Source organism: Natrinema amylolyticum (genome assembly GCF_020515625.1).
In the GTDB taxonomy this organism is placed as follows: Archaea; Halobacteriota; Halobacteria; order Halobacteriales; family Natrialbaceae; genus Natrinema; species Natrinema amylolyticum.
This window is the reverse complement of the sequence record NZ_JAIWPJ010000002.1, coordinates 568,128-594,298: the sequence shown is the minus strand read 5'-3', so window position 1 is coordinate 594,298 and position 26,171 is coordinate 568,128. Positions and strand designations below refer to the sequence as shown.

General features: G+C 68.0%; 20 protein-coding genes. 7 read left to right on the top strand and 13 right to left on the bottom strand.

The annotated features are described in order from the left end of the window. Positions 1 to 129 precede the first annotated feature (129 nt). Positions 130 to 1,233 carry a methylmalonyl Co-A mutase-associated GTPase MeaB gene (gene meaB, locus LDH66_RS13155; protein ID WP_425492943.1) on the bottom strand — a complete coding sequence of 368 codons (1,104 nt, stop codon included), beginning with the start codon at positions 1,231 to 1,233 and terminating at the stop codon, positions 130 to 132. Continuing rightward, the gene (locus tag LDH66_RS13150; protein ID WP_226481527.1) at positions 1,230 to 1,646 is read right to left on the bottom strand and encodes a cobalamin B12-binding domain-containing protein; all 417 of its coding nucleotides are present in this window, start codon (positions 1,644 to 1,646) and stop codon (positions 1,230 to 1,232) included. The genes meaB and LDH66_RS13150 overlap by 4 nt, the downstream gene beginning before the upstream one ends. Positions 1,647 to 1,880: 234 nt before the next feature. On the opposite strand from LDH66_RS13150, the gene LDH66_RS13145 reads away from it, so the two are divergent. Further along, a complete protein-coding gene (locus LDH66_RS13145; protein ID WP_226481526.1) occupies positions 1,881 to 2,555 on the top strand; it encodes an HD domain-containing protein in 675 nt (224 codons plus the stop codon). Positions 2,556 to 2,602: 47 nt separating this feature from the next. Here the strand turns inward: LDH66_RS13145 and LDH66_RS13140 are convergent, their stop codons facing one another. The 4 genes from LDH66_RS13140 to LDH66_RS13125 form a co-directional block, all read right to left on the bottom strand. After that, on the bottom strand, positions 2,603 to 3,283 hold the full coding sequence (locus LDH66_RS13140) for a LysE family translocator (RefSeq protein WP_226481525.1): 681 nt from the start codon (positions 3,281 to 3,283) through the stop codon (positions 2,603 to 2,605). Between the two features lie 100 nt (positions 3,284 to 3,383). Then, positions 3,384 to 3,566, bottom strand: coding sequence for a hypothetical protein (locus LDH66_RS13135; protein ID WP_264182404.1), 183 nt, complete (start codon positions 3,564 to 3,566; stop codon positions 3,384 to 3,386). Positions 3,567 to 3,743: 177 nt separating this feature from the next. After that, positions 3,744 to 4,406, bottom strand: a complete 663-nt coding sequence (locus tag LDH66_RS13130; protein ID WP_226481523.1) for a class I SAM-dependent methyltransferase — start codon at positions 4,404 to 4,406, stop codon at positions 3,744 to 3,746. Positions 4,407 to 4,530: 124 nt separating this feature from the next. Then, positions 4,531 to 8,715, bottom strand: a complete 4,185-nt coding sequence (locus LDH66_RS13125) for an outer membrane protein assembly factor BamB family protein (protein ID WP_226481522.1) — start codon at positions 8,713 to 8,715, stop codon at positions 4,531 to 4,533. A gap of 235 nt (positions 8,716 to 8,950) precedes the next feature. On the opposite strand from LDH66_RS13125, the gene LDH66_RS13120 reads away from it, so the two are divergent. Beyond that, positions 8,951 to 10,594, top strand: a complete 1,644-nt coding sequence (locus LDH66_RS13120) for an ABC transporter substrate-binding protein (protein ID WP_226481521.1) — start codon at positions 8,951 to 8,953, stop codon at positions 10,592 to 10,594. Then, positions 10,591 to 11,910: an APC family permease gene (locus LDH66_RS13115; RefSeq protein ID WP_226481520.1), complete on the top strand. Its 1,320-nt coding sequence runs from the start codon at positions 10,591 to 10,593 to the stop codon at positions 11,908 to 11,910. The genes LDH66_RS13120 and LDH66_RS13115 overlap by 4 nt, the downstream gene beginning before the upstream one ends. A gap of 2 nt (positions 11,911 to 11,912) precedes the next feature. Here the strand turns inward: LDH66_RS13115 and LDH66_RS13110 are convergent, their stop codons facing one another. Together LDH66_RS13110 and LDH66_RS13105 are read right to left on the bottom strand one after the other, a co-directional pair. Beyond that, positions 11,913 to 14,396 (bottom strand): DNA topoisomerase I, encoded by a 2,484-nt coding sequence (locus LDH66_RS13110; RefSeq protein ID WP_226481519.1) that lies wholly within the window; start codon positions 14,394 to 14,396, stop codon positions 11,913 to 11,915. 174 nt (positions 14,397 to 14,570) lie between these two features. Continuing rightward, complete coding sequence (locus LDH66_RS13105; RefSeq protein WP_226481518.1) at positions 14,571 to 15,860, bottom strand: acyl-CoA thioesterase/bile acid-CoA:amino acid N-acyltransferase family protein; 1,290 nt, start codon at positions 15,858 to 15,860, stop codon at positions 14,571 to 14,573. 328 nt (positions 15,861 to 16,188) lie between these two features. On the opposite strand from LDH66_RS13105, the gene LDH66_RS13100 reads away from it, so the two are divergent. The 4 genes from LDH66_RS13100 to LDH66_RS13085 all read left to right on the top strand — a co-directional run bounded on the left by LDH66_RS13100 (position 16,189) and on the right by LDH66_RS13085 (position 20,298). Next, a complete protein-coding gene (locus LDH66_RS13100; protein ID WP_264182479.1) occupies positions 16,189 to 17,652 on the top strand; it encodes an MATE family efflux transporter in 1,464 nt (487 codons plus the stop codon). 162 nt (positions 17,653 to 17,814) lie between these two features. Beyond that, entirely contained in the window at positions 17,815 to 18,747 is a 933-nt protein-coding gene (locus tag LDH66_RS13095) for a sulfide-dependent adenosine diphosphate thiazole synthase (RefSeq protein ID WP_226481516.1), read from the top strand. Positions 18,748 to 19,058: 311 nt separating this feature from the next. Then, positions 19,059 to 19,826 (top strand): DUF7001 family protein, encoded by a 768-nt coding sequence (locus LDH66_RS13090; protein WP_226481515.1) that lies wholly within the window; start codon positions 19,059 to 19,061, stop codon positions 19,824 to 19,826. 61 nt (positions 19,827 to 19,887) lie between these two features. Continuing rightward, complete coding sequence (locus LDH66_RS13085; protein WP_226481514.1) at positions 19,888 to 20,298, top strand: acyl-CoA thioesterase; 411 nt, start codon at positions 19,888 to 19,890, stop codon at positions 20,296 to 20,298. Between the two features lie 84 nt (positions 20,299 to 20,382). On the opposite strand, the gene LDH66_RS13080 is transcribed toward LDH66_RS13085, so the two are convergent. From LDH66_RS13080 to leuS, 5 genes are all read right to left on the bottom strand, one after another. Continuing rightward, the gene (locus LDH66_RS13080; protein ID WP_226481513.1) at positions 20,383 to 21,081 is read right to left on the bottom strand and encodes a class I SAM-dependent methyltransferase; all 699 of its coding nucleotides are present in this window, start codon (positions 21,079 to 21,081) and stop codon (positions 20,383 to 20,385) included. A gap of 29 nt (positions 21,082 to 21,110) precedes the next feature. After that, entirely contained in the window at positions 21,111 to 22,010 is a 900-nt protein-coding gene (locus LDH66_RS13075; RefSeq protein ID WP_226481512.1) for a thiamine-phosphate synthase family protein, read from the bottom strand. A gap of 138 nt (positions 22,011 to 22,148) precedes the next feature. Beyond that, positions 22,149 to 22,754, bottom strand: a complete 606-nt coding sequence (locus LDH66_RS13070; RefSeq protein ID WP_226481511.1) for a DUF420 domain-containing protein — start codon at positions 22,752 to 22,754, stop codon at positions 22,149 to 22,151. A 166-nt stretch (positions 22,755 to 22,920) separates the two neighbouring features. After that, positions 22,921 to 23,214: a HalOD1 output domain-containing protein gene (locus LDH66_RS13065; protein ID WP_226481510.1), complete on the bottom strand. Its 294-nt coding sequence runs from the start codon at positions 23,212 to 23,214 to the stop codon at positions 22,921 to 22,923. 135 nt (positions 23,215 to 23,349) lie between these two features. Then, positions 23,350 to 26,145 carry a leucine--tRNA ligase gene (gene leuS, locus LDH66_RS13060; RefSeq protein WP_226481509.1) on the bottom strand — a complete coding sequence of 932 codons (2,796 nt, stop codon included), beginning with the start codon at positions 26,143 to 26,145 and terminating at the stop codon, positions 23,350 to 23,352. Positions 26,146 to 26,171 lie beyond the last annotated feature (26 nt).

Genomic DNA, 26,171 nt, shown 5'->3' with positions numbered 1-26,171 from the left:
GCTCTCGTCGATTCCGTTCGCGATATTTCGCTGGCTCCGTCTTTTCGTGAAACGATGGTGATCCACCGGAGCGTAGCCACTGCAACGAAAGAAATCCGCGACGAGGAACCTGATGCTCCCTCTTGGACGTTATTCCGCGTTCGAATCGGCGTTCGTCTCGAGGTTCTCGATGCAGGCCTCGACGGGCGCGAGCACGTCGCCGGCGATCGAGTACGGATCGGTCTCGCCCAGTCGGACGGCTTCGGCGAGGTCGTCGATCCCGCCGCTCTCGGCGAGTTCGTCCTCGAGCAGGGAGTGGACGTCCTCGCGCAACAGCGTGCGGATCTCCTCGGCGTAGCGCTGGCGAACCTTCTCGGCTAACGTGCCGGAGTCGACGAGATACGTGCGGTGGTTCGCGAGTTCGTCGATGAAGGTCTCGACGCCGGTCCCTTTGGTCGCGACCGTCTCGACGATGGGCGGGGTCCAGTCCGTTGCTTCGTCGTCTCCATCGTCTCCGTCGGCGTCGCCCCGGTCATCACCGCCGCCGCTCATCGCGTCGGCGCCGTGGTGACCGCCGCTGCCGCCACCGAGGCCGCTCTCCTCGCCGAGGTGAACCATCTCCCGGAGCTCCTGGACGGTGCGGTCCGCGCCGTCGCGGTCGGCCTTGTTGACGACGAAGACGTCCGCGATCTCGAGGATGCCGGCCTTCAGCGTCTGGATGTCGTCGCCCGACCCCGGCGGGACGAGCACGGCGACGGTGTCGGCGGTCCGGACGATGTCGATCTCGTTTTGCCCCGCGCCGACGGTCTCGATGATGATCTTGTCCTTGCCGAAGGCGTCCATCGCCTTGACCGCGTCCGCGGTCGCCGTCGAGAGTCCACCGAGCGTGCCGCGGGCGCTCATCGAGCGCACGAAGACGTCCATATCGCCCACGGTGGAAGCCATCCGAATCCGGTCTCCGAGGACGGCCCCGCCGCTGAATGGCGAGGAGGGATCGATCGCGATGACCCCGACCGTCTCGCCGCGGTCGCGGTACTCCTCGGCGAGCTTGTCGACCAGCGTCGACTTGCCCGCGCCCGGCGAGCCGGTGATCCCGATCACGTCGGCGTCGCCCGTGTGCGCGTAGAGTTCCGAGACCAGATCGCGATACCCCGGGGATCGGTTCTCGATCTTCGAGATGACTCGAGCGAGCGCGCGGTGTTCGCCCGCGAGCAGGTCCTCGAGCAGCGATTCGTCGCTCTCGTCCATGGTCATCGCTGCGGCGCGTTCTCGCGGACGAACTCGATGGTCTCCTCGATCGAGGTTCCGGGACCGAAAATCGCCGCGACGCCCTCCTCTTTGAGCCCCTCGCGGTCCTCCTCGGGGATGACGCCGCCGACGAGCACGAGCGTATCGTCCGCGGCTCCGTACTCCGCTAAGCCGTCCATGATCTTCGGAACGAGCGTGTCGTGGGCCCCCGAGAGGATGGAGATACCGAGGACGTCGACGTCCTCCTGGACGGCCGCTTGAACGATCTCTTCGGGGGCTTTGTGCAGTCCGGAGTAGATGACCTCGAAGCCGGCGTCCCGGAACGCGCGCGCGACGACGTGAGCGCCGCGGTCGTGACCGTCGAGACCGACTTTGGCGACGAGACACCGAATCGACTCCGCGTCCTGTTCGCTACTCATACTCACTCATACCCGATCCGACTGTTTGACTTTAACGGAAGATAGTGGCAGTTGTAACGATGACAACGAGAATTTCCATCCCGTTCGGTCCGCGAGCGAACGGCGTTCTCCAGAACCGTTTACAACTAGTTTTTGTCATTTCTCACCGAAACCGACCCGAACCAAAGGCTAAAGAACGAAACGACCGAACATTCCGGTAATGACTATCGTTCGTCTACTGCGGAGGGATCTATCGTGGGCGTCGAGATAAAGGAAACGCGAGTGACCGATGCCGAGTTCGAGGAGATGAAGGGATTCGTCTTCGAGTACCTCGCCGCCAGCGTCGAGAAAGAGGAGGAAGGCGGCCGCATGCGCTGGTACCCCTGGCACTCAGCCGAGTACCGGCACAATCACATCCTCAACGTCGTCGATCTCGCGACCGACATCGCCGAAGCGGAGGGTGCGGACGTCGACGTCACCCGCGTCGCCGCCCTCTTTCACGACGTCGCCAAACTCGAGACCGATCAGGAACTCCACGCCGAGGCCGGCGCTCGCGTCGCCCGCGAGTACCTCGAGTCGCGCGCCGAGTACCCCGAGTCGTTCATCCAGCAGGTGTGTCGCGCCATCGAACACCACTCCTATCAGGGCGATCTGACGGATCTCGCACTGGAGACGCAGTGTCTCATCGAGGCCGACCTGCTCGACAAGGTCGGCGCGAACGGTACCGCCCTGATGCTGTTGCGAATGGGCTACGAGGCCCGAACCCACATGGACTGCGACGAGATGGTCGAACGGGTCCTCGAGCGCGGCTACGACGCCGCCTCGCGCGTCCAGAGCGAGACCGCCGAGGGCATCGCCCACCAGCGCCTGAAACGCGTCAAGTGGTTCAGCGAGTGGCTCGAGGACGAGATCGCCGCACTAGGCGAGTAACCGTCGATCCGAACCCGCCCGATCGAGCGACGGCGACGGTCGACCGTTCAGACGATCCGAATCGTCCCCATCACGAGGAAGAGCAGTCCGAACCCGACGAGGACGACGGCGCTCAGTGCGGCGACCGCGGGCGCGAAGGCATCGACGCGCTTTCCCGCCGCGACCAGCGCCGCCGGATAGGCGACGATCCAGAGGGCGATCCCGCCGAAGAACCCGATCAGCAGCGCCGGTGATCCGGTCTGGACGACTAACGCCCCCTCGAGCGCCCCGCCCACGGCCGGCGCATGGGATAACACGTCGAGCGTTCCCGGCTCGAGCAGGCCGACGCCGACGGTGAGCCAGAAGCCGATCTGGTATGGGTTGGTCAGCGAGAGGACGAACGTCTTCCGGAACCCCTTGGCGGCGGCCCGGCCGGCGTCGGTAAACGACGTGGCGGCCCGCGCTTCGCTGATCGCGCCGACGGCGAAGTACAACATTAGACAGCCGCCGGCCAGGTAGAGCGCCGGGCGGACGGCGGGGACGCTGTCGAGGACGGCGACGATGCCCGCGAGCGTGAGCGCGAAGAAGATCGCGTCCGCCAGCATCGCGCCGAGCCCGGCCCGGAAGCCGGCCGTCCACCCGCGGACGACGCTCTCCTCGGCGATGATCGCGTTCATCGGTCCCGGCGGAGCCGCGAGCGCGAGTCCGAAGACGACGCCGGCCAGTGCGGTGACGACGAGAGAGGCCACGAGTATCAACCTCGAGTGGGTTATCCGCCGTGAAAAGGACAGTGATCCGGTCGAGACGGGCGTTCGGCGGATCCGACCGCGGCCAGTTCGAGGGAACGGGTCAGTCCGACTCCGTCGTCGGTCTCGCGTCGCTCTCGAGTGCGCCGGGTGCGACCGAACAGCCACAGGGCGTCGCAACCCGTTCGAGCGGGCCCCGCATCGTCACCTGTGAGACCGGATTCCCACAGCGAGGGCAGTCGGGAAACGACGTCCGCTCGTCTGGGTCGTCGGCCGAGTCGGTCATCGATGCCACCTCGAGTCGGCGAGACTGGGTAGGCGTTCGTGGACGGTCGTGCGAGCGCTCGAGTACGTCGGTCGAATCGATTGAGGCGGCAATCTGATTTTAGAGTGTCTGCAGCGAGACTTATAACTATCGAAGAAGAGTTAGAAAAGAATACAGTCCCGGACCGTTCGGCATCGGTTAGGAATCCGTCTCTGTGGCCGCCGAACGCAACGGGTACGACTGCGTCCCGCCGCTCGAGCGGCGCGCGACAAGCGTCGCGACGGCGACGGTCTCGTCGGCATCGGCCCCGCTGCTATCCCCGGTCCCCGTGCCCTCATCGATCGGCCGTCGTCGCTCCTCGTAGGAGAGGATCGTCAGATCCAGACACGCCCGGAGCAGATCGTTGGATCGATAGCGATAGCGGTCGCTCGAGGGACCCGTGACCGGATCGCTCGAGCGGAGGTGATGCTCGTAGACTAACACGCCGCCGGGAGCCAGCGCCTCCTTGAGGGCCGGGAGGTGCTCGAGGGCGGCGAAGAAGCTCACGGTGATCACGTCGTAGCGTCGGCGGCCGGGGTCGAAATCGGCCAGATCGGCGCGCAGCCAGTTCACGTCGACGCCTCGGTCGGCGGCCCGGGCGCGCGCTCGCTCGAGGCCGGCCTCGGAGATGTCGACCGCATCGACGTCGTACCCGTGCTCGGCCAGGAAGAGCGCGTTTCGACCGGTCCCGGTCGCGACGTCGAGCGCCCGCCCCTCGGGGAGCGTCGCGATGCGGCGCTCGAGTTCCGGAACGGGGTCAGCGGCGGGTTCGAAGTCGGCCTGCTCGTACCGTTCGTTCCATCGCTCTCGATCGTCGGTCACGGGAATACCGACGACCGGGCGGCCTTTAGTTCATCCCCTCGGATCGCGAACCGCCTTCGGCATGGCGTTTGTACCGTGAGTCTGCTCCTTCGGGTGCCCCCACGGTGACCGGACCCGCGCCGCGCTACGACGACCCGTTTCCGAACCGCGTGAACAGTCCCGAAATCGACTCCTTCCAGGACGACTGTGCGTCCCCGATCGCCGTGATCCCGTCGGGTCCGACGAGGCAGAGCCGACCGCTCGCGACGGCGATCGCCGTCACGTCCGTGACGGGCTCGACCGCGAGTTCCCACTGTCGGGAGCCGTCGCCGGTCGCCAGCGCGGTGACGTGGCCGTCGCCGGTTCCCAGGCAGACGGCGTCGTCGATGACGACCGGATCGGTCGTCAGCTCGCCGGCGTCGACCCGCCAGTGCTCGGCACCCGTCGTCGCGTCGACCGCGTAGACGCTCCCGTCGGTGCTGGCGGCGTAGACGCGCCCGTCCGCGACGGCCGGCGAGGCGGCGAACCGACCGCCGGTATCGAACCGGAACCGGCGCGATCCGTCGGCGGTCGACAGCGCGTAGAGGGTTCCGCCACGGGCGACGAAGACGGTTCCATCGGCGACCGCCGGTGACGTCCGTCCCGCGCCCTCGAGGTCGAGGTCAGTCTCCCAGCGCCGGCTCCCGTCGTCGGCCGCGAGCGCGATCACCCGCTCCTCACAGGCGGCGTACATGACGCCGTCGTCGACGGCGACGCCGACGAGCGCGTCCGCGAGCGGTGCAGTCCAGACCGGCCGGCCGGTGTCGGCGTCGATCGCGTGGAGGGTCTCGCCGCCGACATAGACCGTTCCGTCGGCGACGACCGGCGACGTTCGGACGGCGGCGTCCGTTCGATATCGCCAGGCCCGGTCTCCCGTCTCGAGATCGAGCGCGTCGATCGCGGCGTCACCGCCGACGTAGACCGTCTCGTCGACCACGGCGGGCGTGGTTCCGATCGGTGCGTCGGTCTCGACCCGCCAGCGCTCGCTCCCGTCCTCGAGCGCCAGTGCGGCGACGCGGCCGTCGTCGGTCGTGACGAAGACGGTGTCGCCGACCAGCGTCGGCGGAGCGTCGGCGGTGCCGTCGGTCTCGACGCGCCACCGTTTGGCGGGCCGCCCGCCGAGCGCGTCCCCGTCGCCGGCGAACCCGGTGCCCGCCGGACCCGCGCGGGCCATCGGCCAGTCGGACTCGGCGACCCCCTCGTCGCGAGCGTCCTCGAGCCGCGCCGTCGCGGTCGTCGCCGCGGTCGAGACGGCGGGAACAGGGTCGTCGACCAGCGGCTGAATCGCGGGCAGCGAGTCGACCGCCTCGAGCGCCGTCAGCGTCCGGATCGCACGGGCTCGGACGCGCCCGTCGGGATCGGCGAGGCGCGAGCGGAGCGCGGCGACGAGATCCTCGTCGGCCGCGAGCGAGTCAGTCGCTGCGGCGACCTCGGCCAGGGCCGACCCGGCCGTCGCTCGGACGTCGGCGTCGGGGTCAGACAGCGCGGCGCGCAACTCGTCGGTCGCCGCCTCGAGTCCGCGGGGATCGTCCGCGGCCATCGTCGCGAGCGTGCGCCCGGCGGTGGCTCGGACGACCGGACTCTCGACGGTGAGCCCAGTGGCGATCTCCGAGACGCCGGTCGGCCGCAGGCGCTCGGCCTCGTCGGCGAGCACCGAGAGCGCGAGAACGGCGAGGCCGGCGACCCACGGCTCGTCTGCGACGCGCGTTCCCAGCCCGGAGAGCTGATCCTCGATCCCGTCGAGACTCGGCGTCTCGCCGCCGCTCACCAGCGAGGCCGCGTCGAGCAGCCGGTCATCGACGTCGCCGAGCGCCTCGCTCAGCGCGGAGCCGTCGTCGCCCGTGACGGCGAGCGTCCCGAGCGCCAGCGTCGCGTACCCCCGAACCGCGTCGTCGTCATCGTCGACCAGGTCGATCAGTCGATCTCGACAGGTCACCGCGTCGGCCGGAGCGGCTGCCGCCGATCGGGCGATATCGCGGGCGATCGACGCTCGGTCGGCGTCGGCCGACTCGAGGTCACCGAGGAGGAGTTCCGTAACCGGTCTGCGATCGGTCGCCCCGACGACCGTCGTCAGCGTCCGCACCAGCGCCCGCCGTCGGTCGCCCGTCGCCGCTCGCAGCTGTTCGACGAGCGGGGTCGCGGCCTCGGCGATCAGTTCCGGGTCGATCCGCGCGATGTCGGCGAGCGCCGTCGCCACCGCCGTCGCGCGCTCGTCGTCGGCCGAGACGATCTCGACGACCGCCTCGGACGGCGTCGGCTCGGTCTCGATATCCGCGGCGAGGAGCGTCTCGAGCGTGTCCAGGGCCGCGGCGCGGACCCTCGACGTCGGCTCGACGAGCAGGTCGCAGACGGCGCCGACGGCGGCCGTCGTCTCGGCCCCCGTCTCGCAGCCGAGGACGGCCAGTGCCTCGCAGGCGGCGACGCGGATCGCCGCCTCGTCGGCGTCGACCTCCGCGACGGCGAGCGCGACCGGTGGCCGGCAGTCGCCGCGCGAGACGGATGCGACCGCGGTGAGCGTCTCGCGGACCGTTTCGCGGACGCTGCGGTCCGAGTCGTCGACCACGGCGAACAGCCCGTTGAGCGCCGGGCGGACGTCGTCGGGATGCGTCTCGGCGAGTCGCGAGAGCGCGAGCGCCGCGTTGTTTCGGACGCTCGCGTCATCGTCGGAGAGCCGGTCGCCGAGCGATGGGACCGCTTCGCGCGCCTCTCGAGGCCGCTCGGCGGCGATCGGGACGAGATCCCTGGCGGCCGACCGCCGCACCGCCGCGCTGTCGTGGTCGAGGCGCCGACGCAGCGAGCGGACCGCCGGATGCGGGTCGGCGACCCCTGATTCGGCGATCTCGGCCAGCCTGCGGGCGGCGTAGCCCCGAACCCACTCGTCGTCCGCCTCGAGCCGGTCGATCAGCGCCGGGACGTCGACCTCGTCGTCGGCGTCCGCGAGCGCGACTGCGCCGAGCGCGTCGACCGCGTGATCGCGAACCGGTTCGTGGGAGTCGGCGAGTCGGTCGGCGAGTCGCGGGACGATCGGTCGGATCGAACGGGGGCGCGTTTCGGCGACCGCCGCGATGGCGCGGGCGGCCTCGAGCCGCACGTCGTCATCGTTGTCGTCGGCCGCGAGCACGTCCGCGAGTTCGCCGACGACGGGGACGAGCGCCGCGGGAGTCTCGTCCCCGACGGTGGCGATGGCCGCGACGCCGTGCCGTCGAACCGGCGGATCGCCGTCCGCCAGCCGGTCCGCAAGCGGTTCGACGGCCGGCTCGACCGCGTCGGGCCGCTCCGTCGCCAGGGTCGCCAGCGCGGCGGCCGCATCGATCCGGACCGTCTCGAGTGAATCCTCGAGTCGCTCGACGAGCGGGCCGACGGCCGGGACGACCGCATCGGGGACGGTCCCGATAACGGCCCTGACGGCAGCGACGGCCGCCTCGCGGACGGCGGCCTCGGCGTCGAGGCTCGACGCGAGTCGGTCGACGACCGCGCCGACGGACTCGGGACGGTCCGTCGCCACGGCTTCGAGCGCCGCCGCGACGTCGGCGCGGACGGATTCGCGCTCGTCGGTGAGCCCCGCGGCGATCGGCTCGACCGCCGTCGCGACCGCTGACGGTCGTTCGGCCGCGACGGACCGGAGCGCTCGAGCGGCGTGTTCCCTGACGGCCGGCTCGTCCTCGAGACAGTCGACGAGCCGATCGACGGCATTGAGGACGGCGTCGGGGTCGTGGGCCGCGATCGCTGCGAGGGTCGCCGTCGCGTTCTCTCGGACCGCGACGGTCTCGTCGTCGGTCGCGGCCGTGATCTCGTCAGCGACGGGAACGACCGATTCGGGGTCGTCGTCGGCGATCGAGGCGAGCGCGTCCGTCGTTCGGACGCGGACGCGCTCCTCGTCGGCGGTCACGTAGGCCGCGAGCGCCGTCGCCGAATCGCTGACGGCGCTCGGATCGTCTGCGGCGATCGAGGCGAGCGCGTCCGCCGCGTCCGCCCGTACCGCCCCCGATCCCTCGAGCCGGTCGGTCAGCGCCGGGGCGGCGTCTCGGGTCTCCCTCGGGAAGGCGGCCGCGACGGCCGACAGCGCCGCGGCCGCGTGAGACCTGATCGACGGCTCGTCCCCGAGACGGTCGGTCAGCGATTCGACCGCGGAGCGGACGTCCCCCGGACGATTCGACGCCTCGTTGGCCAGCGTCTTGGCGGCGTACTCTCTGACGTCGGGATCGTCGGCCGTCAGGAACGCCTCGAGTCGATCGATACCGACGGTGACTTCGACGCCGTCTCCCTGTCCCTCGCTCGGTCCGTTCGGCACATCATTCAATTCTGACATAGTGTGTCCAGATATACGGTGTCCGTAGCCGCGGCACACGCAATCGCGTTGATAGTTATACGTACAGATACACTCAGTTAATTCTATCTCCGGCAAACCGAGATCCAATAATCGCCCCGATTCGAGCCGCTACTGACTCCCATCAGGTGCAGGCCGGCCACACAACGTCGTTCGTCACGATAGGTTCGACCCGTTCTCGGTCACGAAACGGATCTCTATGGGAGCCAACGAGACGACACCGGACGAATTCCCCGCTCCGGGGTGGACGAACGAACGGACGACCGAGTGGTCCCGTGAGACGACGCGGCGCGGCCTGCTCGCCGCTCTTGGTGCTGCGAGCACCGGTGCACTCGCGGGCTGTTCGGCGATGCTCGGCTCGGAATCGGTGACCACTTTTCGCGTCGGAACGCTCCGTCCGCCGATTACGCTCGATCCGATCCGTGCACGCGCTATCGGCTCCGAACAGGCGATCGGCCGAATCTTCGACGGGCTCTACGAGTACAGTAACGGGACCGAAACCGTACCCAAAATCGCCACCGGTGAACCGCAGTTCGAGGACGACGGCCGGACGGCCGTCGTCGAACTCGACGACCGGGCGCGGTTCCAGAACGGACGCGAGGTGGTCGCCGACGACGTGGCCTACTCGTTTACCGCGCCCGTCGAGGAAGACGCGCCGACGGCGTGGCGAGTGAGTCCGATCGAGTCGGTCGACGCCGTCGACGAACGCACCGTCAGGTTCACGCTCGAGGCTCCGTATCCGGCCCTCGACCACGCCCTCTCCTACCCGATCGTTCCCCGCCAGGAGCGGGAAGACGACAGGGAGGCGTTCGCGACGGACCCGATCGGTGCCGGTCCGTTCGAGGTGGCGTCGTTCAGCGCGGAAACGAAGGCCACGCTGTCGCGCTGGGACGACTACTGGGGTGAGCCGACGCCCGCGATCGATCGATTCACCGTGGCGTACGTCGAGTTCCCGATGACGCAGCTGACGAGCCTCCGAACGAACCGCAACGATGCGATCGAGCCGGTCTCTCCGATGATCGTCGATCACGTCAGCGACGTGTCGAACGCGTCGGTGACGCGACGGCAGGGGTACACGTCGTTCTACTTCGGCTTCAACCTGAACCAGGGGCCGACGACCGACCCGCGGGTTCGGGAGGCGATCAGCTACTGTCTCGATCTCGAGAAAGCGGTCGCCGAGTTCATCGAGCCGATGGGAGAGCGCCAGTACAGTCCGCTACCGCCGCAGGTCGCCGCGGAGTGGGACATGCCGACCGACGAGTGGGCCGACCTCGCGAACGAGACGAACCCCGAGAGGGCTCGGCAACTGTTCCGCGAGGCCGACGAGGCGAGCGGCCAACTCCGCATCCTCACCACGACGGATCCGAAACACAAGGAGTTCGGCGAGGCGCTGGCCGGCGGCCTCCGGGACGCCAGTCACGGCGCGCTCGTGATCTCGAAGCCCGAATCCGTCTTCCTCGAGCGGTCCGTCACCGGCTCCGAGCGCGACTACTCGGTGTTCGTCGGCGAGATAACCGGGACGCCCGATCCGGACTCGCACCTCTATCCGACGTTCCACGAGAACACGGCCGGAGTGACCAACGGGACGTTCTACCGCGAGGACGCGGTCATGGAACGGCTCACGGCGGCTCGCGAGACCGAGAACCGCGAGCGGCGACGCCGGCTCTACGAGGAAGCGATCACTCGTCTGCTCGAGGACCGGGTCTGTCTGCCGATCTGTTCGTTCGATAACAGCTTCGCCGTGGACGCGGGCATCGAGAACTTCCGCGTCCATCCGATCGCGCGGGTCAATCCTCGGCTCGCGTGGGAAAACGAGGTCGTCACGGTGGGATCAGAGTCATGAGCGAGGAGAGCGGATTCGGGCTCGGAACGGCCGTTGCGCTCGGCGTCGGCGGCATCGTCGGCGGCGGGATCTACGCGGCGATCGGCATCGTCGTGGCCGCCGCGGGGATCCTGACGTGGTTCGCTTACAGTCTCGCGACCGTCGTCGTCCTGTGCTGTGCCTACTCGTACGTCAAATTGAACGACGCGACCGACAGCGACGGCGGCTCGGTCACGTACATCGAGGAACTGACGGGGAGATCGACGATCGCGGGCGTAGTCGGCTGGACGCTCGTCGTCGGGTATATCGGGACGATGGCGATGTACGCCTACGCGTTCGGCATGTACGGGCAGATGCTGATCGGCTACGAGTACGTCTGGGGGCTGCCGATCCGGCAGTTCCTCTCTGTCGGCGTGCTCGCGGTCTTCGTCGGGTTGAACCTCCTCGGCGCGGGATCGTCGGCGGCGGTCGAACGGTACCTCGTGTTCGTACAGGCGGGCATCATCGCCGCGTTCGGCCTGATCGGTCTGTGGTACGGCGCTGCGAACTACCAACTGCGACTCGGCTTCTCAGAGTTCGGAATCAATCCCATCCTCGCGGCCTCCGTCGGCTTCGTCTCCTTCGAGGGATGGCAACTGCTGTTCTACGACCAGGAGCAGTTCGAGGATCCGGACGAGACGCTCGCGAAGGGCGTGTTCGTCTCGATCCCGATTGCGGCGGCCATCTACGTTCTCGTCGGGTTCGTGATCACGACCCTCCTCCCCGAGGAGGTCGTCGCCGCCCAGCCCGAACCCGCGCTGCTCTACGGCGCACTGCTCATCTCGAAGTGGCTCGCGCTCGCGGTCGGCCTCGCCGGCCTCATCTCGACGGCCAGCGCGATCAACTCGACACTGTTCAGCGAGGCCATCTTCGCCAAGAACCTGATCGGTGACGACATCTTGCCCCACGAGATGGGCGACCCCGACGCCGACGCCGCCCCGAAACGAACCGTGATCGTCATCGGCCTCCTGACGGCCGCGTTCACCGTCCTCGGCAGCCTCGAGGCCGTCGTGGAGTTCGCCTCGCTGGCCTTCATCGTCGTCTTCGGCGCGATGAGCGCGCTCGCACTGACGATGCGCGATTCCGACGCGGTCGACGTCAACCCGATCCCGCCGCTGCTCGGCGTCGTCGGCTCGGCCGCGTTCTTCGTCATGCTGACGTGGTACCTCTACTCGCAACTGCCCGCGGTCTTCTGGCTGGTCGTCGTCATCGCGGCGGTGGTATTCGCGGTCGAAGCGATGTACTTCAAACGACGGGCGCTCTCGGAAGGGATCCGACAGGTCGAAAAACGGGTCTGATCCTACGCCTTCGCCTGCCAGCTCCGGATGCGATCGGCGCTGACGCCCTCGACGTCCGACGCGACGGTGTCGGGATCGGCCTCGGTCAGGTCCTCGAGGTCCTCGATCCCCGCGTCGGCGAGCTTCTCGACGGTCTTCGCGCCGACCCCGTCGAGCGCCTCGAGGTCCGAGCCCGACTCGCTCTCGCGGGCCTGGAACTCCTGATAGTTACAGATTGGACAACCCAGTTCCCAGGGCTCGTCGCCGCTGTGGACGACGATCTCGGGGAGTTCGTGTTCGTCGCAGTGCTCGTCGGTGACCTCGATATCGCCCCGCCGGGGCAGGGGCAGCGAGTACTCGCAGTCGGGGTAGCGCGTACAGCCGACCAGCCGGGAGCCGCTCTGGAGGGTCTTGACCGCCAACTCGCCCCCGTGTTCCTCGCCGCAGTCCGGACAGTCGCCCAGCACCGGCCCCTCGCCGGCGTCCTCGGCCTTACAGAGCGGACAGCCGTGGACGAACGTCTGCCGGCCCGCGAGCATCTTGACCTCGTTCAGGCCGTGCTCCTCGCACTCCTCCTCGAGGATGAGCGGCTTGCCGGTCGAGGGCAGCGGCAGCGTGTTCTCGCAGTCGGGGTAGCCGTCGCAGCCGATGAAGTACGAGCCGTGGCGGCTCCGGCGCACGAGCAGGTCCTCGCCGCACTCGGGACACGGCCCCAGCCGCTTGTCGTCTTTCAGCGACTTGCGGAGGTGGTCGCCGATCTCGTCGCGCGAGTCGGCGAGGTTCGCGAAGATCTCCTCGAGCATCTCCCGGGACTCATCGGTGACGTCGTCGAGGGTGGCCTCGCCGCTGGCGATGGCGTCCATGTCGGCCTCGAGCTGGGCGGTCATCTCCTCGCTGACGATCCGGTCGGCGTAGTTCTCGGCCGCGTCGACGACGGCCATCGCGAGCTTCGTCGGCCGCGGCGGATCGCTCTCGATGTAGCCCCGATCGTACAGCTTCTCGAGGGTGTTGTGACGCGTCGACTTCGTGCCGATCCCCATGTCCTCCATCGTCTCGATGAGCCGCGACTGGCCGTATCGCCGCGGTGGCTGGGTCTGTTTGTCCTCGAGTTCGACGTCGGAGAGCGCCAGTTCCTCGCCCTCGTCGACGTCGGGGACGTAGTTCTCCGTCGTACTGAAGTACGGATAGACGTCGTGGTAGCCGGGCTCGACGAGGCGCTTGCCGTTGGACTTGAGCCGGTGATCGTCGACTTCGGCGACGACCTTGAGGTGTTCCCAGACCGCGGCGTCGGCGACGGTCGCGTAGAACCGCCGGACAACGAGCTCGTAGACCTCCCACTCGTCGTCGCTGACGTCGCCGCCGCGGCTCGGGATCTCGCCCGTCGGGTGAATCGGCGGGTGGTCGGTCGTCTCCTCGTCGCCCTCGGTGGGGACGATCTCGTCGGCCTCGAGCAGCGACTCGGCGCTCTCGCCGAGCGACGGATGGCTGACGAACTCGTCTAAGAGTTCCTCGGGGTCGAGATCGTCGGGGTAGACGGTGTTGTCGGTCCGCGGATAGGTGATGTAGCCGGCGGTGTAGAGGTCCTCGGCGATCGACATCGCTCGCTTGGCCGAGTAGCCGATGGCGCCCGCCGCGCGGATGAACTGGGTCGTGTTGAACGGCTCCGGCGGCGTGTCGGTGCGGGTCCGCCGGTTGACGTCGACGACCGTTGCGGCATCGCGGTCGGCGAGCGTCTCGTAGACCTCGTCCGCGGTGGCCTCCTCCCAGACGCGTTCGGCCTCGTTGTCGTCCTCGTCGCGGTAGAAGTACTGCGCTTCGAAGGCCGTCTCGTCCTTCGTCAGATCCGCGAACAGCTCCCAGTAGTCCTCGGGCTCGAAGGCCTGAATCTCGCGCTCGCGGTCGACGATCAGTTTGAGGGTCGGCGACTGCACCCGGCCGACGGAGATGAAGTCGTCGCCGAGTTGGCCCGCCGACAGGGAGAGATAGCGGGTGAGCGCAGCCCCCCAAATCAGGTCGATGATCTGGCGGGCCTCGCCGGCGGCCGCGAGATCGAAGTCGAGTTCGTCGGGTTCGTCGAACGCGCTCTGGACCTCGTTTTCCGTGATCGAGGAGAACCGAACCCGGCGAATCGGCACGTCCTCGTCGACGTTGCGGACGATATCGTAGGCCTCCTTGCCGATCAGTTCGCCCTCGCGGTCGTAGTCGGTCGCGATCGTCACGCGCTGTGCGCGCCGGGACAGCAATCGCAACGTCGCGACGATGTTCTCCTTCGTCGCCGTCTTCTCGACGTTCGCGTCGATCAACTCGACCGGCTCGACGTCCCGCCAGTCGGAGTATTCGGAGGGGAAGTCGACGCCGACGACGTGGCCCGACAGCCCCACGCAGCGCTTTCCGCCCCACTCGTAGACGTTGACTCCGTTCTCGCGACTCGAGTCGTAGGTCCCGCCGCTCAGGATGTCGGCGATCCGGCGGGCCGCGTTGTCCTTCTCCGTGATGATCAGCTCCACCGGGGACCACCTCCCGCTTCTCGAGCGTCCGGTCTCCGTGGTCGCGGACGAGTGTCGTTCATCGTGGCCCGGTACGAGTGAGTTGTTGATAACGTTTTCGCCAAAACCGACAGACAGCGCGGGTGTGCGTGCGGTCGCGGGCTCACGCAGGCGTCGCGCGCGTTCGTCAAACGCTTACGAACGCTCCCGTCGTCGCAACGTCTCGAGCGCCCGCGGCCAGTGCTCGGCGTCCGCTTCCGCGTATCCCGCTGGTGTCCCGCCGAGCACGTACGGCCGAATCACGCGCCGATTTGCGGTCGGCACGTAGGGAAATTGGATCGCGTGGCCCGCATCCTCGAAGACCAGATGGTCGTACTCAGCGTCGTCGCCGTGGGCCTCGAGTCGGTCGATCGCGACCGCCGACAGTTCGACGGCGTTCCACAGCCTGTCTGCACCGCCGGAAACGAGTAACACGGGACCGTCGATCTCCTCGACGGGGATCGTCGCGTCGTCGATCTCTTCGTCGGACGCCGCATCGAACGATGCAACGTACAGCGGTTCGAATTCGAAGGGCGGGCTCCGGTCCCGAACGGACGGATCGTCGGCGTACGGGACGTACGGAACGGGTTCGCCCTCGAGCGTCCAAGACGGGCCGGGAGAGACGTCCGTCATCGAGACCCCTTCCCAGGCGACGCCGCTCGCGCTGATCCCGACGACGGCACCGATCGAGTCGAACTGACTCCCGGCCAGCAGCGCGAGTTCCCCGCCCTTGGAGCCGCCGATGAGACCGACCTGCGAGCCCGCGACCCGCTCGTGCTCGAGGAGCCACGACGCCGCCTCGTCGACGAACTCGACCGGTACCTCGACGAGTTCCGACGGTAGCCCGTCGGCGCCGAAATACTGGAGCGCGAGCGCGACGAATCCGTTCGACGCGAGCAGCCGTGCCATCCCGGTCGCCGGTTCGCCTCTGGATCCGTGCAGCGCGACGACGGCGGGCGCGGGTTCCGTTCCCGGTGGTTCGAAGACCTCGCCGACGAGCCGCTCGTGATCGAATTCGGTAGCGGTGACGCCGGGGTCCCCGAAGGGTCGCGTGACCGTCGTCGAGCCGACGACGGCCTCGTCGGTGGCCACCTCCACGGAGAGGCGTTCCTCCGGTCGCGGAACGTACGGCGCTCGGCTATCGGTCGCCGGTTCCATGTGCTGAATCAATCGCATGGTGTCGGCCACGTCGTAATCGCCCGCTATCGGAACATCGGCATCGAGATCGATCGTTCCATCCGTCACGTCGTACGTTGCGCTCGCCGACCAAGACACACCGCGGCCGTCCTCGACTGTCGCGACGACCTCGACGTCGGTATCCGTCGGTAGTCCGCCGATCTCGAGCGTGAACGGGTCGTCGATGGGGACGGTATCTGGGTGATCGAAGGTCGGCTCGCGTTCGTCGTCGGCCGTCACGTCGTCGACGCAGCCGCCAATTGCTCCCACAATCCCGGTTCCAAGCCCCCCGAGAACGCGCCGTCGGTTCGGTTCGAACCGTTGGTGATTGCTAGCTACCATCGTTCTCGTCGGACCGACGACACGAAGGCGCATAGTAACCCAGTGTGGAAAATTCGGAAATTCACTGTCAGTGTGAGCCGTTCGCTGACCGCTCGAGCGACGGCTAACGGTTTCTGCCCGTGTCCATCGCAGTGACTGATCGCGTACGAGTGCCGGCAACCCGCGCCAGCGAGCCGAGGCCTTTTATCGCGCCCGAGCGAGAGTCCACCGAGAGTCACTCGTGGCAGCGACGGATCGGGACCGCAAGCGCGTCGACATGACGTCGGGGGCGATCTCCCCCAAACTCCTTCGCCTCGCGTGGCCGCTCGTCCTGGGGAACCTGCTCCAGACCGTCTACAACCTCGCCGATATGTTCTGGGTCGGCCGCGTGAGCAGCGACGCCGTCGCCGCCGTCTCCCTGATGTTTCCCCTCTCTTGGCTGTTCGTCTCGACAGCGATGGGGATCACCGCCGCCACCATTGCCCTGGTCTCCCAGTACGTCGGCGCCGGCGACGACCGGATGGCAGACCGGGTCGTCGCCCAGACGATCCTGCTTACGATGGCCGTCTCGAGCGTCCTCGCCGTCCTCGGATACGCCGCCCGGCGACCGCTGCTCTCCCTGATCGGCGCTCGCGGACAGGTGTTCGTCGAGGCGCTGGTCTATATCGAGATCATCTTCCTCGCCTTGCCGTTCACCTTTCTCTTCTTCGCCTTTCGTGCCTCGCTGCAGGGCGCAGGCGACACGAAGACGGCGATGTGGCTCGTGTTCGTCTCGGCGGGGCTCAACGTCGTCTTCGATCCCTTCCTCGTCCTCGGCTGGGGCCCGTTTCCCGCGATGGGGACTCGAGGAGCGGCCATCGCGACGTTCCTCTCGCGCGGGCTCGCGACCGCCGCAGGGATCGCCATCCTATTGGACGGGCGGTTCGGCGTTCGGCTCCGCCCCGGCGATCTCGCGCCCGATTTCGCGCTCCTGAAGCGACTGGTCGACATCGGTTATCCGGCCACGTTCGACGGCTGGGCGCGCAGCTTCGCGGCGGTAGCGATGGCCGGGTTCGTCGCCCGGTTCGGGGCCGCACCCACTGCGGCGTACGGAATTGGCATCCGACTGATGTCGGTCACGTGGGCCGTCGCCGGGGCCGTCGGCCAAGCGACGGCGACCGGCGTCGGGCAGAACCTCGGCGCGGAGACGCCCGATCGAGCGGTCGCCGTCGCGCGAACGGCCACCGCGGCGACGATGGTCTGCATCTTCGCCGTCGCGGCCGTCCTGTTCGCGTTCCCGGCGGCGGCCATGCGACTGTTCGTCACCGATCCCGCCGTCGTCACCGAGGGCATCGACTTCCTGCGAATCACCGCGCCGTTCTGGGCGCTGTTCGCCGGCGTGATGGTCATCCAGGGCGCGTTCCGCGGAGCCGGGAACACCCGCGAGGCCATGGTCCTCTCGATCCTCTCGCGGTGGGTCTTCCGGATCCCCCTCGTCGTCGTCCTCGCCTTTTCGTGGTCCGTGACGATCCCCGGAATCGGCGTGACGGTCGCCGCCCTCGAGTGGGGCGTCGCGGGGATCTGGTGGGCCTTCGCCGTCGGCATGATCGCCGCCTTCGTCGTGGCCGTCGCCTGGTTCCGACTCGGGACGTGGACCGAGGGCGTCATTGACGGGAGCGATACCCGGACTCCGGGCGGCGGCGATTCTCGAGGGGAGCCGACCACTGGCGGCGAGAGCGAGACGGATTTCGTCGACGACTGAGCCGCGCGACTCCCCGCGTTCGGTCGCTGCTCGAGTCGCGGCCGTGATACGGCCGTCTCGCCCGAAGCGCGTATTTTCCCACGAGAGCCCCACGAAAGATGATTATAGCACGAATTCTAGCTACGACAGACTTATAACTACTTGGTGGTACTACTTAGTTGTATGAGCGAATTCGAGCAGTTCAGTCAGGTCGGCGAAGCCGACGTCACCCGTGCGATCGGACAGGAGTGGACCGAGGAGTTCATGGACTTCTCGGACTCGGACGTCATCATCGTGGGCGGTGGCCCCTCGGGGCTGACGGCCGCAAAGGAACTCGCCGAGCGCGGTGTCAAAGTCATGGTCGTCGAGAAGAACAACTACCTCGGCGGCGGCTTCTGGCTCGGCGGCTTCCTGATGAACAAGGTGACCGTCCGCGACCCCGCCCAGCAGATCCTCGACGAACTCGACGTCTCGCACAAGCAGTCCCAGGACAGCGAGGGGCTCTACGTCGCGAACGGTCCCGAGGCCTGTTCCGGGCTGATCAAGGCCGCCTGCGACGCCGGCGCGAAGATGCAGAACATGACCGAGTTCACGGACATCGTCATCCGCGAGGACCACCGCGTCGGCGGCATCGTCATGAACTGGACGCCGGTCCACGCGCTCCCGCGTGAGATCACCTGCGTCGACCCGATCGCCGTCGAGGCCGATCTGGTCATCGACGCGACCGGCCACGAGGCGATGGCCGTCAAGAAACTCGACGAGCGCGGCGTCCTCGACGCGCCGGGAATCGGCGACGCCGAGGAAGCGGCAACCGGGATGGACAGCACCGGCGACGACACGTACGGCGCGCCCGGCCACGACTCGCCCGGCCACGACTCGATGTGGGTCGGCAAGAGCGAGGACGCCGTCGTCGAACACACCGGTCTCGTCCACGACGGCCTGATCGCTACCGGGATGGCCACCGCGACCACCTACGGTCTCCCGCGAATGGGGCCGACCTTCGGCGCCATGCTCGTCTCCGGCAAACGCGCCGCCCAGGAAGCGCTCGACGAACTCGAGATCGACGCCGAACCGGTCGACATCACCTCGCGCGCGGCGACGCCGGCGGACGACTGATCGCGCCCGCAAATACCGCGTTTTTCGACCGTCTGACGCACGATCAGTCGTCGGGCCGGCCGTCGTCGGGCATCTCGTGTCAGGGATTCCTCGCGGTATCCCAGTCGTCGCTCTCGACGGGATCCGGGACCGTCGTCCTCGACGGCGAACCCGGCCGCGACGTCCCGATCGCAGCCGATCCTCTCGACGGCGAAACCGAACCGAAACTGAGCCCGTCGCATCGCGTCGTTCGTCTGGCACACGCGCCGCTCCGCCGTCCGTTTCGATCCGCGACCGCAAGCGTTTCACCTGGTGGTACGACTAGGTTATACATGGTCGACGAAGTCGTCTGCTATCGCGCCCCCTCGACCGTCGCCGACATCGACGCGATCGGCGACTGGCTCGAGGCTCGGATCGACGCATCGGTATCGGTTCGCGACCGTTTTCTCGACGTCCACCGCACGGACGACCTCCCCGAGCGGTTCGCCGAGGCGCGAGTCCCGTCACCGTACGAGCGCGAGACGGGCAACACGATGCTCGGGACGATCCGCTACGAGGAACGCGCCCTCGAGAACCCCGAACGCGAAGGCGGCGTCCTCTACGACGGCGTACAGGTCCAGCGGGCGCTCAACGCCGCGCTCCCCGAGGAAGAACGGGGGCTCGAGACGCTGCACGTTCCGATCCTCGATCGCGCGATCGGGACGTGGGGCGACCACGACGGCCGCTGGCACAAGCGCGTGACCGTCCTCGGACAGCCGGCGCTGGTTTCGGTGCCCGGACTCTACGAGGCACCCGCCAAACCCGAAGCCTACTACAAGGAAAAGCAACGCCACGCCCTCCTCTCCGGCGACGCGCCGCCGCGGGAGGTCCTCGAGAATCAGGTCGAGGGCGACTTCCTGATCGAGGACGATCCGCGGACCACGGACGCGCTGAAGGGGTACGTCCTGCAGGGCTACCACTACCTCGAGACCGGGGAGGCGTTCTGTGACCGCGAGGCGTGTCGACTCTTCAACGCCCACCGGCAGGAAGAACTGATCGACGCGCAACTTCGTGACCCCGCGTTCTGTCCTGCCCACGCCGATCTGTACGCCCGGTCCTGACCCGGTGAGGGGACGGCGAACCGGTGCGTACTTTCGTGCGAGTCACGTTCGACAACACACAATGAGTAAAGAGTTTACCCACGAGGTTCCGGTCCGCTTTCGCGACCTCGATCCGTTGGATCACGTCAATCACGCCGTCTACGCGAGCTACCTCGAGGTCGCCCGGATCGCCTACATCGAGGAGGTCCTGGGGATGCCCGAGGAGGACCTCGCCTTCGTGGTCGCGTCCCTCGAGATCTCCTACGATCGACCGATCACCTACGGCGACGAGCCGGTGGTGGCCCTCTCGGTCGCGGAGCTCGGCGACTCGAGCTGTACCATGGCGTACGAGATTCGCGTCGACGGCGCGGTCGCCTCGACGGCCGAGACGACGATCGTCCACGTCGATCACGAGACCGAGCGACCGGCCCCGATCCCGGCCGACGTCCGCCGTCGGCTCAGCGAGTACGGCGACGTCGAAGCGCCCGCGTAACCGTCGATAGCCGCCGCGAAACGTCGATTCACGCCCGGCTGAACCGGCTGTCCCTACGGTATCGCCCGGCTGAACCGGCTGTCCCTACGGTATCGCCCCGCCGGTAAGCCGGACGACGCCGAACACGTGGGTCTCGTCGGCGACGGCGGCCGCGCGCTCGCGGAGGCGAGCGTGAGCGGCGTCGATCTTCTCGTCGAGTCGAACGTGCGGGTCGCTCTCGTAACGGAGCCGCGTCGTCGGCGGCGTCGAGAGGACGACGATCGCCCGAAAGACGGCGTTGACCGGCGGGGCATACCACTCCTCGCTTCGGGCGGCGTTGGCGAGGACGACGGTCCCGTCGGGTCCGACGAGATCACACCAGTCGTCGACCGCGCCCGCCGGATCGGCGAGCATGCCGACGACGAACGTCGCGAGCACGGCGTCGATACCGTCGCCGGTCGCGTCCGGCAGTCCGGTCTCACCGCTCCCACCGACCGGCGGCTGTGTCGCGTCCCCCTGCAGGACGTGGACGTTGTCGTAATCCGCGGTGGCCGCTCGCGCTCGCTCGAGCACCGGCCGCGTGAAGTCGATCCCGATCACGGTCCCCTCGGAGCCGACCCGCTCGCGGAGGACGGGGAGGTTCGCGCCCGTCCCACAGCCCATCTCGACGACCGTATCGCCGGGCTCGAGGCGGCAAGCGGCGGCCGCCCGTTCGCGGAGACCCGCGATACCCGGCGTTCGTCGCGCGATTAGATCGTAGAGGCGCGCCCAGCGGCCGTAGAACTCCTGTGCTGATTCCGTCATTGGCGTCTTCGCTGTCGCGTGCCGTCCGTTCAGATGAGCGTCCGGAGCGTGTCCGCGACCGACTCCGCGTCCGGGCCGAGGACGTAGATCAGCGCCTCGATCCCCATGCCGCCGGTCTGGTACAACACCGTCGCTTCGGGCTCGTCTTCGATCGCCGCGCCGACGCTCGAGGCGACGTCGCCGGACTCGTCGAACTCGACGGCCACGTGGCCTCGGTCGGTCAGTTCGTCGACCAGCTCCGGGTCGTACGTGATGTTGATGGCCGCCGAGGCGTCCGCGCCGTGGCGGCGGGCGGCCAGCAGCACTCGCGCGACGTGCTCGGAGACGCCGAACTCGGGGTCCGCGGGGACCGTCGCGCGCCCTTTGACGTCGAAAATCCGGCCGGGGACGCCCGCGACGTCGTCGACGTCTTCCGCGTCGGGCGTGCAGGCGACCAGATTCGAGCCGACCGCGGGGATCAGGCTCGTGAAGCCACTGGCGGTCTCGAGCATCCCCAGGCCGCGCCGGAGCGACGAGAGGACACGCTCGCTGGTCCGGAGATCGCTCTCGGGGTCGTGGACGCGGAAGCTCGAGCCGTGATCGGCGAGTTCCGGCACGGCCTCCTCGTGGAGCTGGGCGAGCAGGTCCCCGCCGGCCTCGAGGTCGCGGATCAGGACCTCGATCTCGATGAGCGCTTGGACCGGCGAGATCTCGCCGGCCGCCAGTCCGGTGCCGAGCTCGTCGACGAGTTCCAGCACCCGCTCGTCCTTGGCGATGCGATCGTTGACCGTCACGTCGCCGTGGGCGTACTTCGAGACGGCGCTCTGGCTGATGCCGAGCACGTCGGCGACCTCGCTCTGCGTGAATCCCCGGTCGCGAAGATCGCCGGCGAGCAGCGACCGCACGGTCGGGAGGAACTCGTCCACGACGATTTCTTCGACGAATTGCATTCGTTGCTCGAGGGTACGGCGGGCGACGGGATAACTTGTGGGTCCCGCCGACGAGAGGGTCCCGACGGCGGGACGGTCCGCTGGCGGGCGAACGGCACCGGAGACGAGCGTGACGCGGGAGAACGATCGTACGACGCGTTAGAAGACGACGGGGGCGATCATCGACGCGAACTCGTAGGCGTAGACGTGGTTGAGCAGGACGTAGGTGACGACACCGAGGAAGAGGCTCAGGATCCACGCGGCAGCGGCGATCCGGCCGACCCTGGCGTGTGCCGTCTCCCGGAGCTCCGCGGGCGTATGACTCAGCCCGAGGATCAGGGCGTAGAGGACGACCGGCACCGAGACGATCGAGAGGATGATGTGAATCGCCAGCATGACGAGATAGGCGTAGTAGACGCCGTCGGGGCCGACGAACTCCTTCGTCCCGCCGCCGCCGACCTTGAGCAGGTAGACGACCAGGAAGCCGAGGATCAACGCGAACCCGCTGACCATCGCCAGCCGGTGTTTCTCGACCTCGCCGGCGCGGATCCAGTACCAGCCGAGCAATAGGACGACCGTCGCGGTCGTGTTGATGACCGCGATTGCGTGCGAGAGCAGGTTGACCTGTGCGTTCGTCAGATCGGGATAGATCGGGATGTCGAGCAGGAACGTCCCGAGCACTAGCGCGTACCCGACGATCGTCAGAAGGATCGTTGCGCCCATCGGCTGCTGCCGGAGTCGCCGTCTCGCGTCAGCGGTTGCCATTATCGGACGTTAGGAGCACCGCCGTATCACGCTTGCTGTTCCGGGAGCGGTCCGATACGTCCCGTCTCCGCGTCTGAGACCCGCGATCGACCGGGACTCGGGCGAGTCGTTCGCCACGTGACGAGCAAATCGCGAGGACCACATCACGGCCGGTCTTCGGAGGCTGTCAGTCGATCGATTCGGTCGCTTCCTCGAGCGTCACCGTGGCGTCCTGATCGACGGTGACGTCGTAGCCACAGAAGGAAAACGAGACGGTTCCGCCCGGTCTGTTCGCGCCGCTGGGTCGATCCGCGAAGAGGGCGTCGAGCGCCGACGGATCGACGACGGCGTGCAGCGATTGGTAGTCCGGCGGCGAGACCGCCGTCGGCGGAACGCCTTCCGCGTCGGCGACCGCTTCGATCACCGCCTGACTCGGTGCTTTACGGGACGACGCGCCGACGCTACCGCCACCCTTCACCATCGTATCTGCCCCTTCCCAATCCGGTTGAATAAAACTGTCCTTCCGGAGATTCCGGGCTACCGTCGACACGCGTGACGAGGAGAGCCCGTCGTGACTCTCGCCGCTGAGCCGACGAGGAGTCAGAACCGACGGCCGCTAACTGATGTGAATCGCGGGTTTTCCCGGCCGGGCTTTGGCCGCCTGTTCGTCGTCACCGGTCGCCCGTCGGACGGCGACGGCCGCACCGAACTCGTCGGTGACGAGCCAGGACGCCCGATCGAGAACCGCTAGTTCGCGGTCCGCGCCGAGCATCTCCCCGCCGTCCCCGCCGTCGCGCCCGACGAGTTCGCCCGCGAACGCCGCGACGCGCTCTCGATCGGGGGCGGCGAGCGAATCGTCCGCGAGAACCCTCTCGACGATCGAATCGACGGGATCGGAGCCGTCGTCCCCGCCGGCAGCCCGGCTTGCCAACTCGGCAGCCCGGTACTTCCACTCGGCGGCGACGACCAGTTCGATCCGCTCCGGCTCGTCGATGTCGGCGACGTCGACGATGTCTCGGACGTCCTCGAGCGTGCGGTCGACCAGCCGGCGCTCGAGCTGGTAGGCCGACGCGTCGCGTTCGGGTTCGGGCCAGTCGGCTTCGACGGCGAGCCCCTCGCCGCGGAGTTTGTTCCAGCACTCCTCGCCGAGGTGGGGTGCCATCGGGACGATCAGCGCGGCCAGCGTCAGCAGGCCGCGGCGGTAGACGTCACCGTTCGGGCGGTCGTACTCGCGGTAGCGCCGGAGCAGGCGGGCGAGTTCCCGGATCTCGGTGGCGGCCCGGTGGAACCGGAACCGCTCGTACTCCTCGGTGACCGCGGCGATCGTCCGGTCGATCTCTCGGGCGACGTAGTCGTCGTGATCCCGCCGCTCGACGCGCGCATCGCCCTCCTCGACGAAGTCCGCCGCCATTCGGTAGAGGGTCTGCTGGAGGTCGTAGGCCCCGCGGACGTTGTTGGCGGTCCACTCGAAGTCCTGTTCGGGGTGGGCCGCCGAGAGCACGAACAGCCGCGTCGTCTCCGCGCCGTACTCCTCGGGGGTGACGACGTTGCCCTTCGAACTGGACATCTTCTCGCCGTCGTAGAGCACCGTCCCCTGGCTCATGAGCTCTCGAATCGGCTCTCGCCGCTCGAGGAGGTCGAGGTCGGCCAGCGCCTTCGTGAAGAAGCGAGTGTACAGCAGGTGGAGGATGGCGTGCTCGTCGCCGCCGACGTAGAGATCGATCGGCAGCCAGTCGTTCGCGACGTCCGTATCGAACGGCGCGTCCGCGAGGTCCGGCGAGAGAAAACGCAGGTAGTACCACGAGGAGTCGACGAAGGTGTCCATCGTGTCCGTCTCGCGGCGCGCGGGCCTGCCGCAGTCCGGACAGGTCGTCTCGTTCCACTCCTCGGCCGCGTCAAGCGGGTTGCCCGTGGTCCGGACGAATTCCGGCAGTTCGACGGGGAGGTCCTCGTCGGACACGAGGACGTGGCCGCAGTCGTCGCAGTGGACGACCGGGATCGGCGTCCCCCAGTAGCGCTGCCGGGAGATCAGCCAGTCCCGGAGCCGGTAGGTGACGTCGTCCGCGAGCGCGTCGTGATCCGCCACGATCCGATCGCGGGCCGCCTCGCTCTCGAGGTCGTCGTACTCGCCGCTGTTCTCGAGGACCCCCTCGCCGGTGTAGGCCTCGCTTTCGACGTCGAACTCCCGGTCCTCGTCGGGAACGATCACGCGCTCGACGGGTAGGTCGTGCTCGAGCGCGAACGAGTGGTCGCGCTCGTTGTGGCCGGGGACGCCCATCACGGCACCGGTGCCGACGTCCTCGAGGACGTAGCCGGCGACGTAGACCGGGAGTTCCTCGCCGGTCAGCGGGTGAATTGCGGTGGCATCGGTCTCGACGCCCGAAAACCCGACTTCGCCGGGGTCCCGCTCGCGGACCGTCTCGACGTACTCGGCGACGCGATCATTACCCTCAGCCAAGTCCCGCGCCAGTTCGTGACCCGGCGAGACGGCGAGGTAGGTCGCGCCGTAGATCGTCTCCGGCCGCGTGCTGAACACGTCGACGGTTCGATCGCCGTCGTCACCGTCGCCATCACTGCCACCGTCAGCGTCGCCATAAGCGGACACTTCAAACGTGATCCGTGCCCCTTCCTGCCGACCGATCCAGTTGCGCTGAATTTCGCGGACGCCGTCGGGCCAGCCCTCGAGGTCGTCCAGTCCCTCGTGAAGCTCCTCGGCGTAGTCGGTGATCGTGAAGAACCACTGATCGAGTTCGCGCCGACCGACGGGCGTCTCACATCGCCAGCAGACCCGCTCGCCGTCGCTGCTCGCGACTTCGCCGCTCCCCCGGTCTGAGGACTCGCCGTGGTCGTCCTCGCCGCTCGCCTGATCCGAGGACTCGCTGCGCTCGTCCTCGCGATTGACGACCTGGGCGTCGGCCAGCACCGTCTCGCAGTCGGGACACCAGTTGACCGTCGCCGCCTCGTACTCGACGAGCCCCGCCTCGTAGAGTCGCTTGAACAGCCACTGGTTCCATTGATAGTAGTCGGGCTCGCAGGTAGTGATTTCGCGCGACCAGTCATAGCCGAAGCCCATCGTCTCGAGTTCCTCGCGCATGCGCCGGATACACGCCTGCGTCCAGGACTCGGGGTCGGTCGCTCGGTCGAAGGCCGCGTTCTCCGCGGGGAGGCCGAACGCGTCCCACCCCATCGGGTGGAGGACGTCGTCGCCCCGCATGCGACGATAGCGCGAGTAGGCGTCCGTAATCGCGTAGTTGCGGACGTGCCCCATGTGGAGCGTGCCCGACGTGTAGGGAAACATGCCGAGGACGTAGGTCGGATCCGTGGCGTCGGCATCGAGCGCGTAGACGTCGTCGCGCTCCCAGACGTACTGCCAGAACTCCTGTACCTGCGCGTGATCGTAATGACTCGTCATTGTCGGCGAGGTCCGTTGTTCCTACT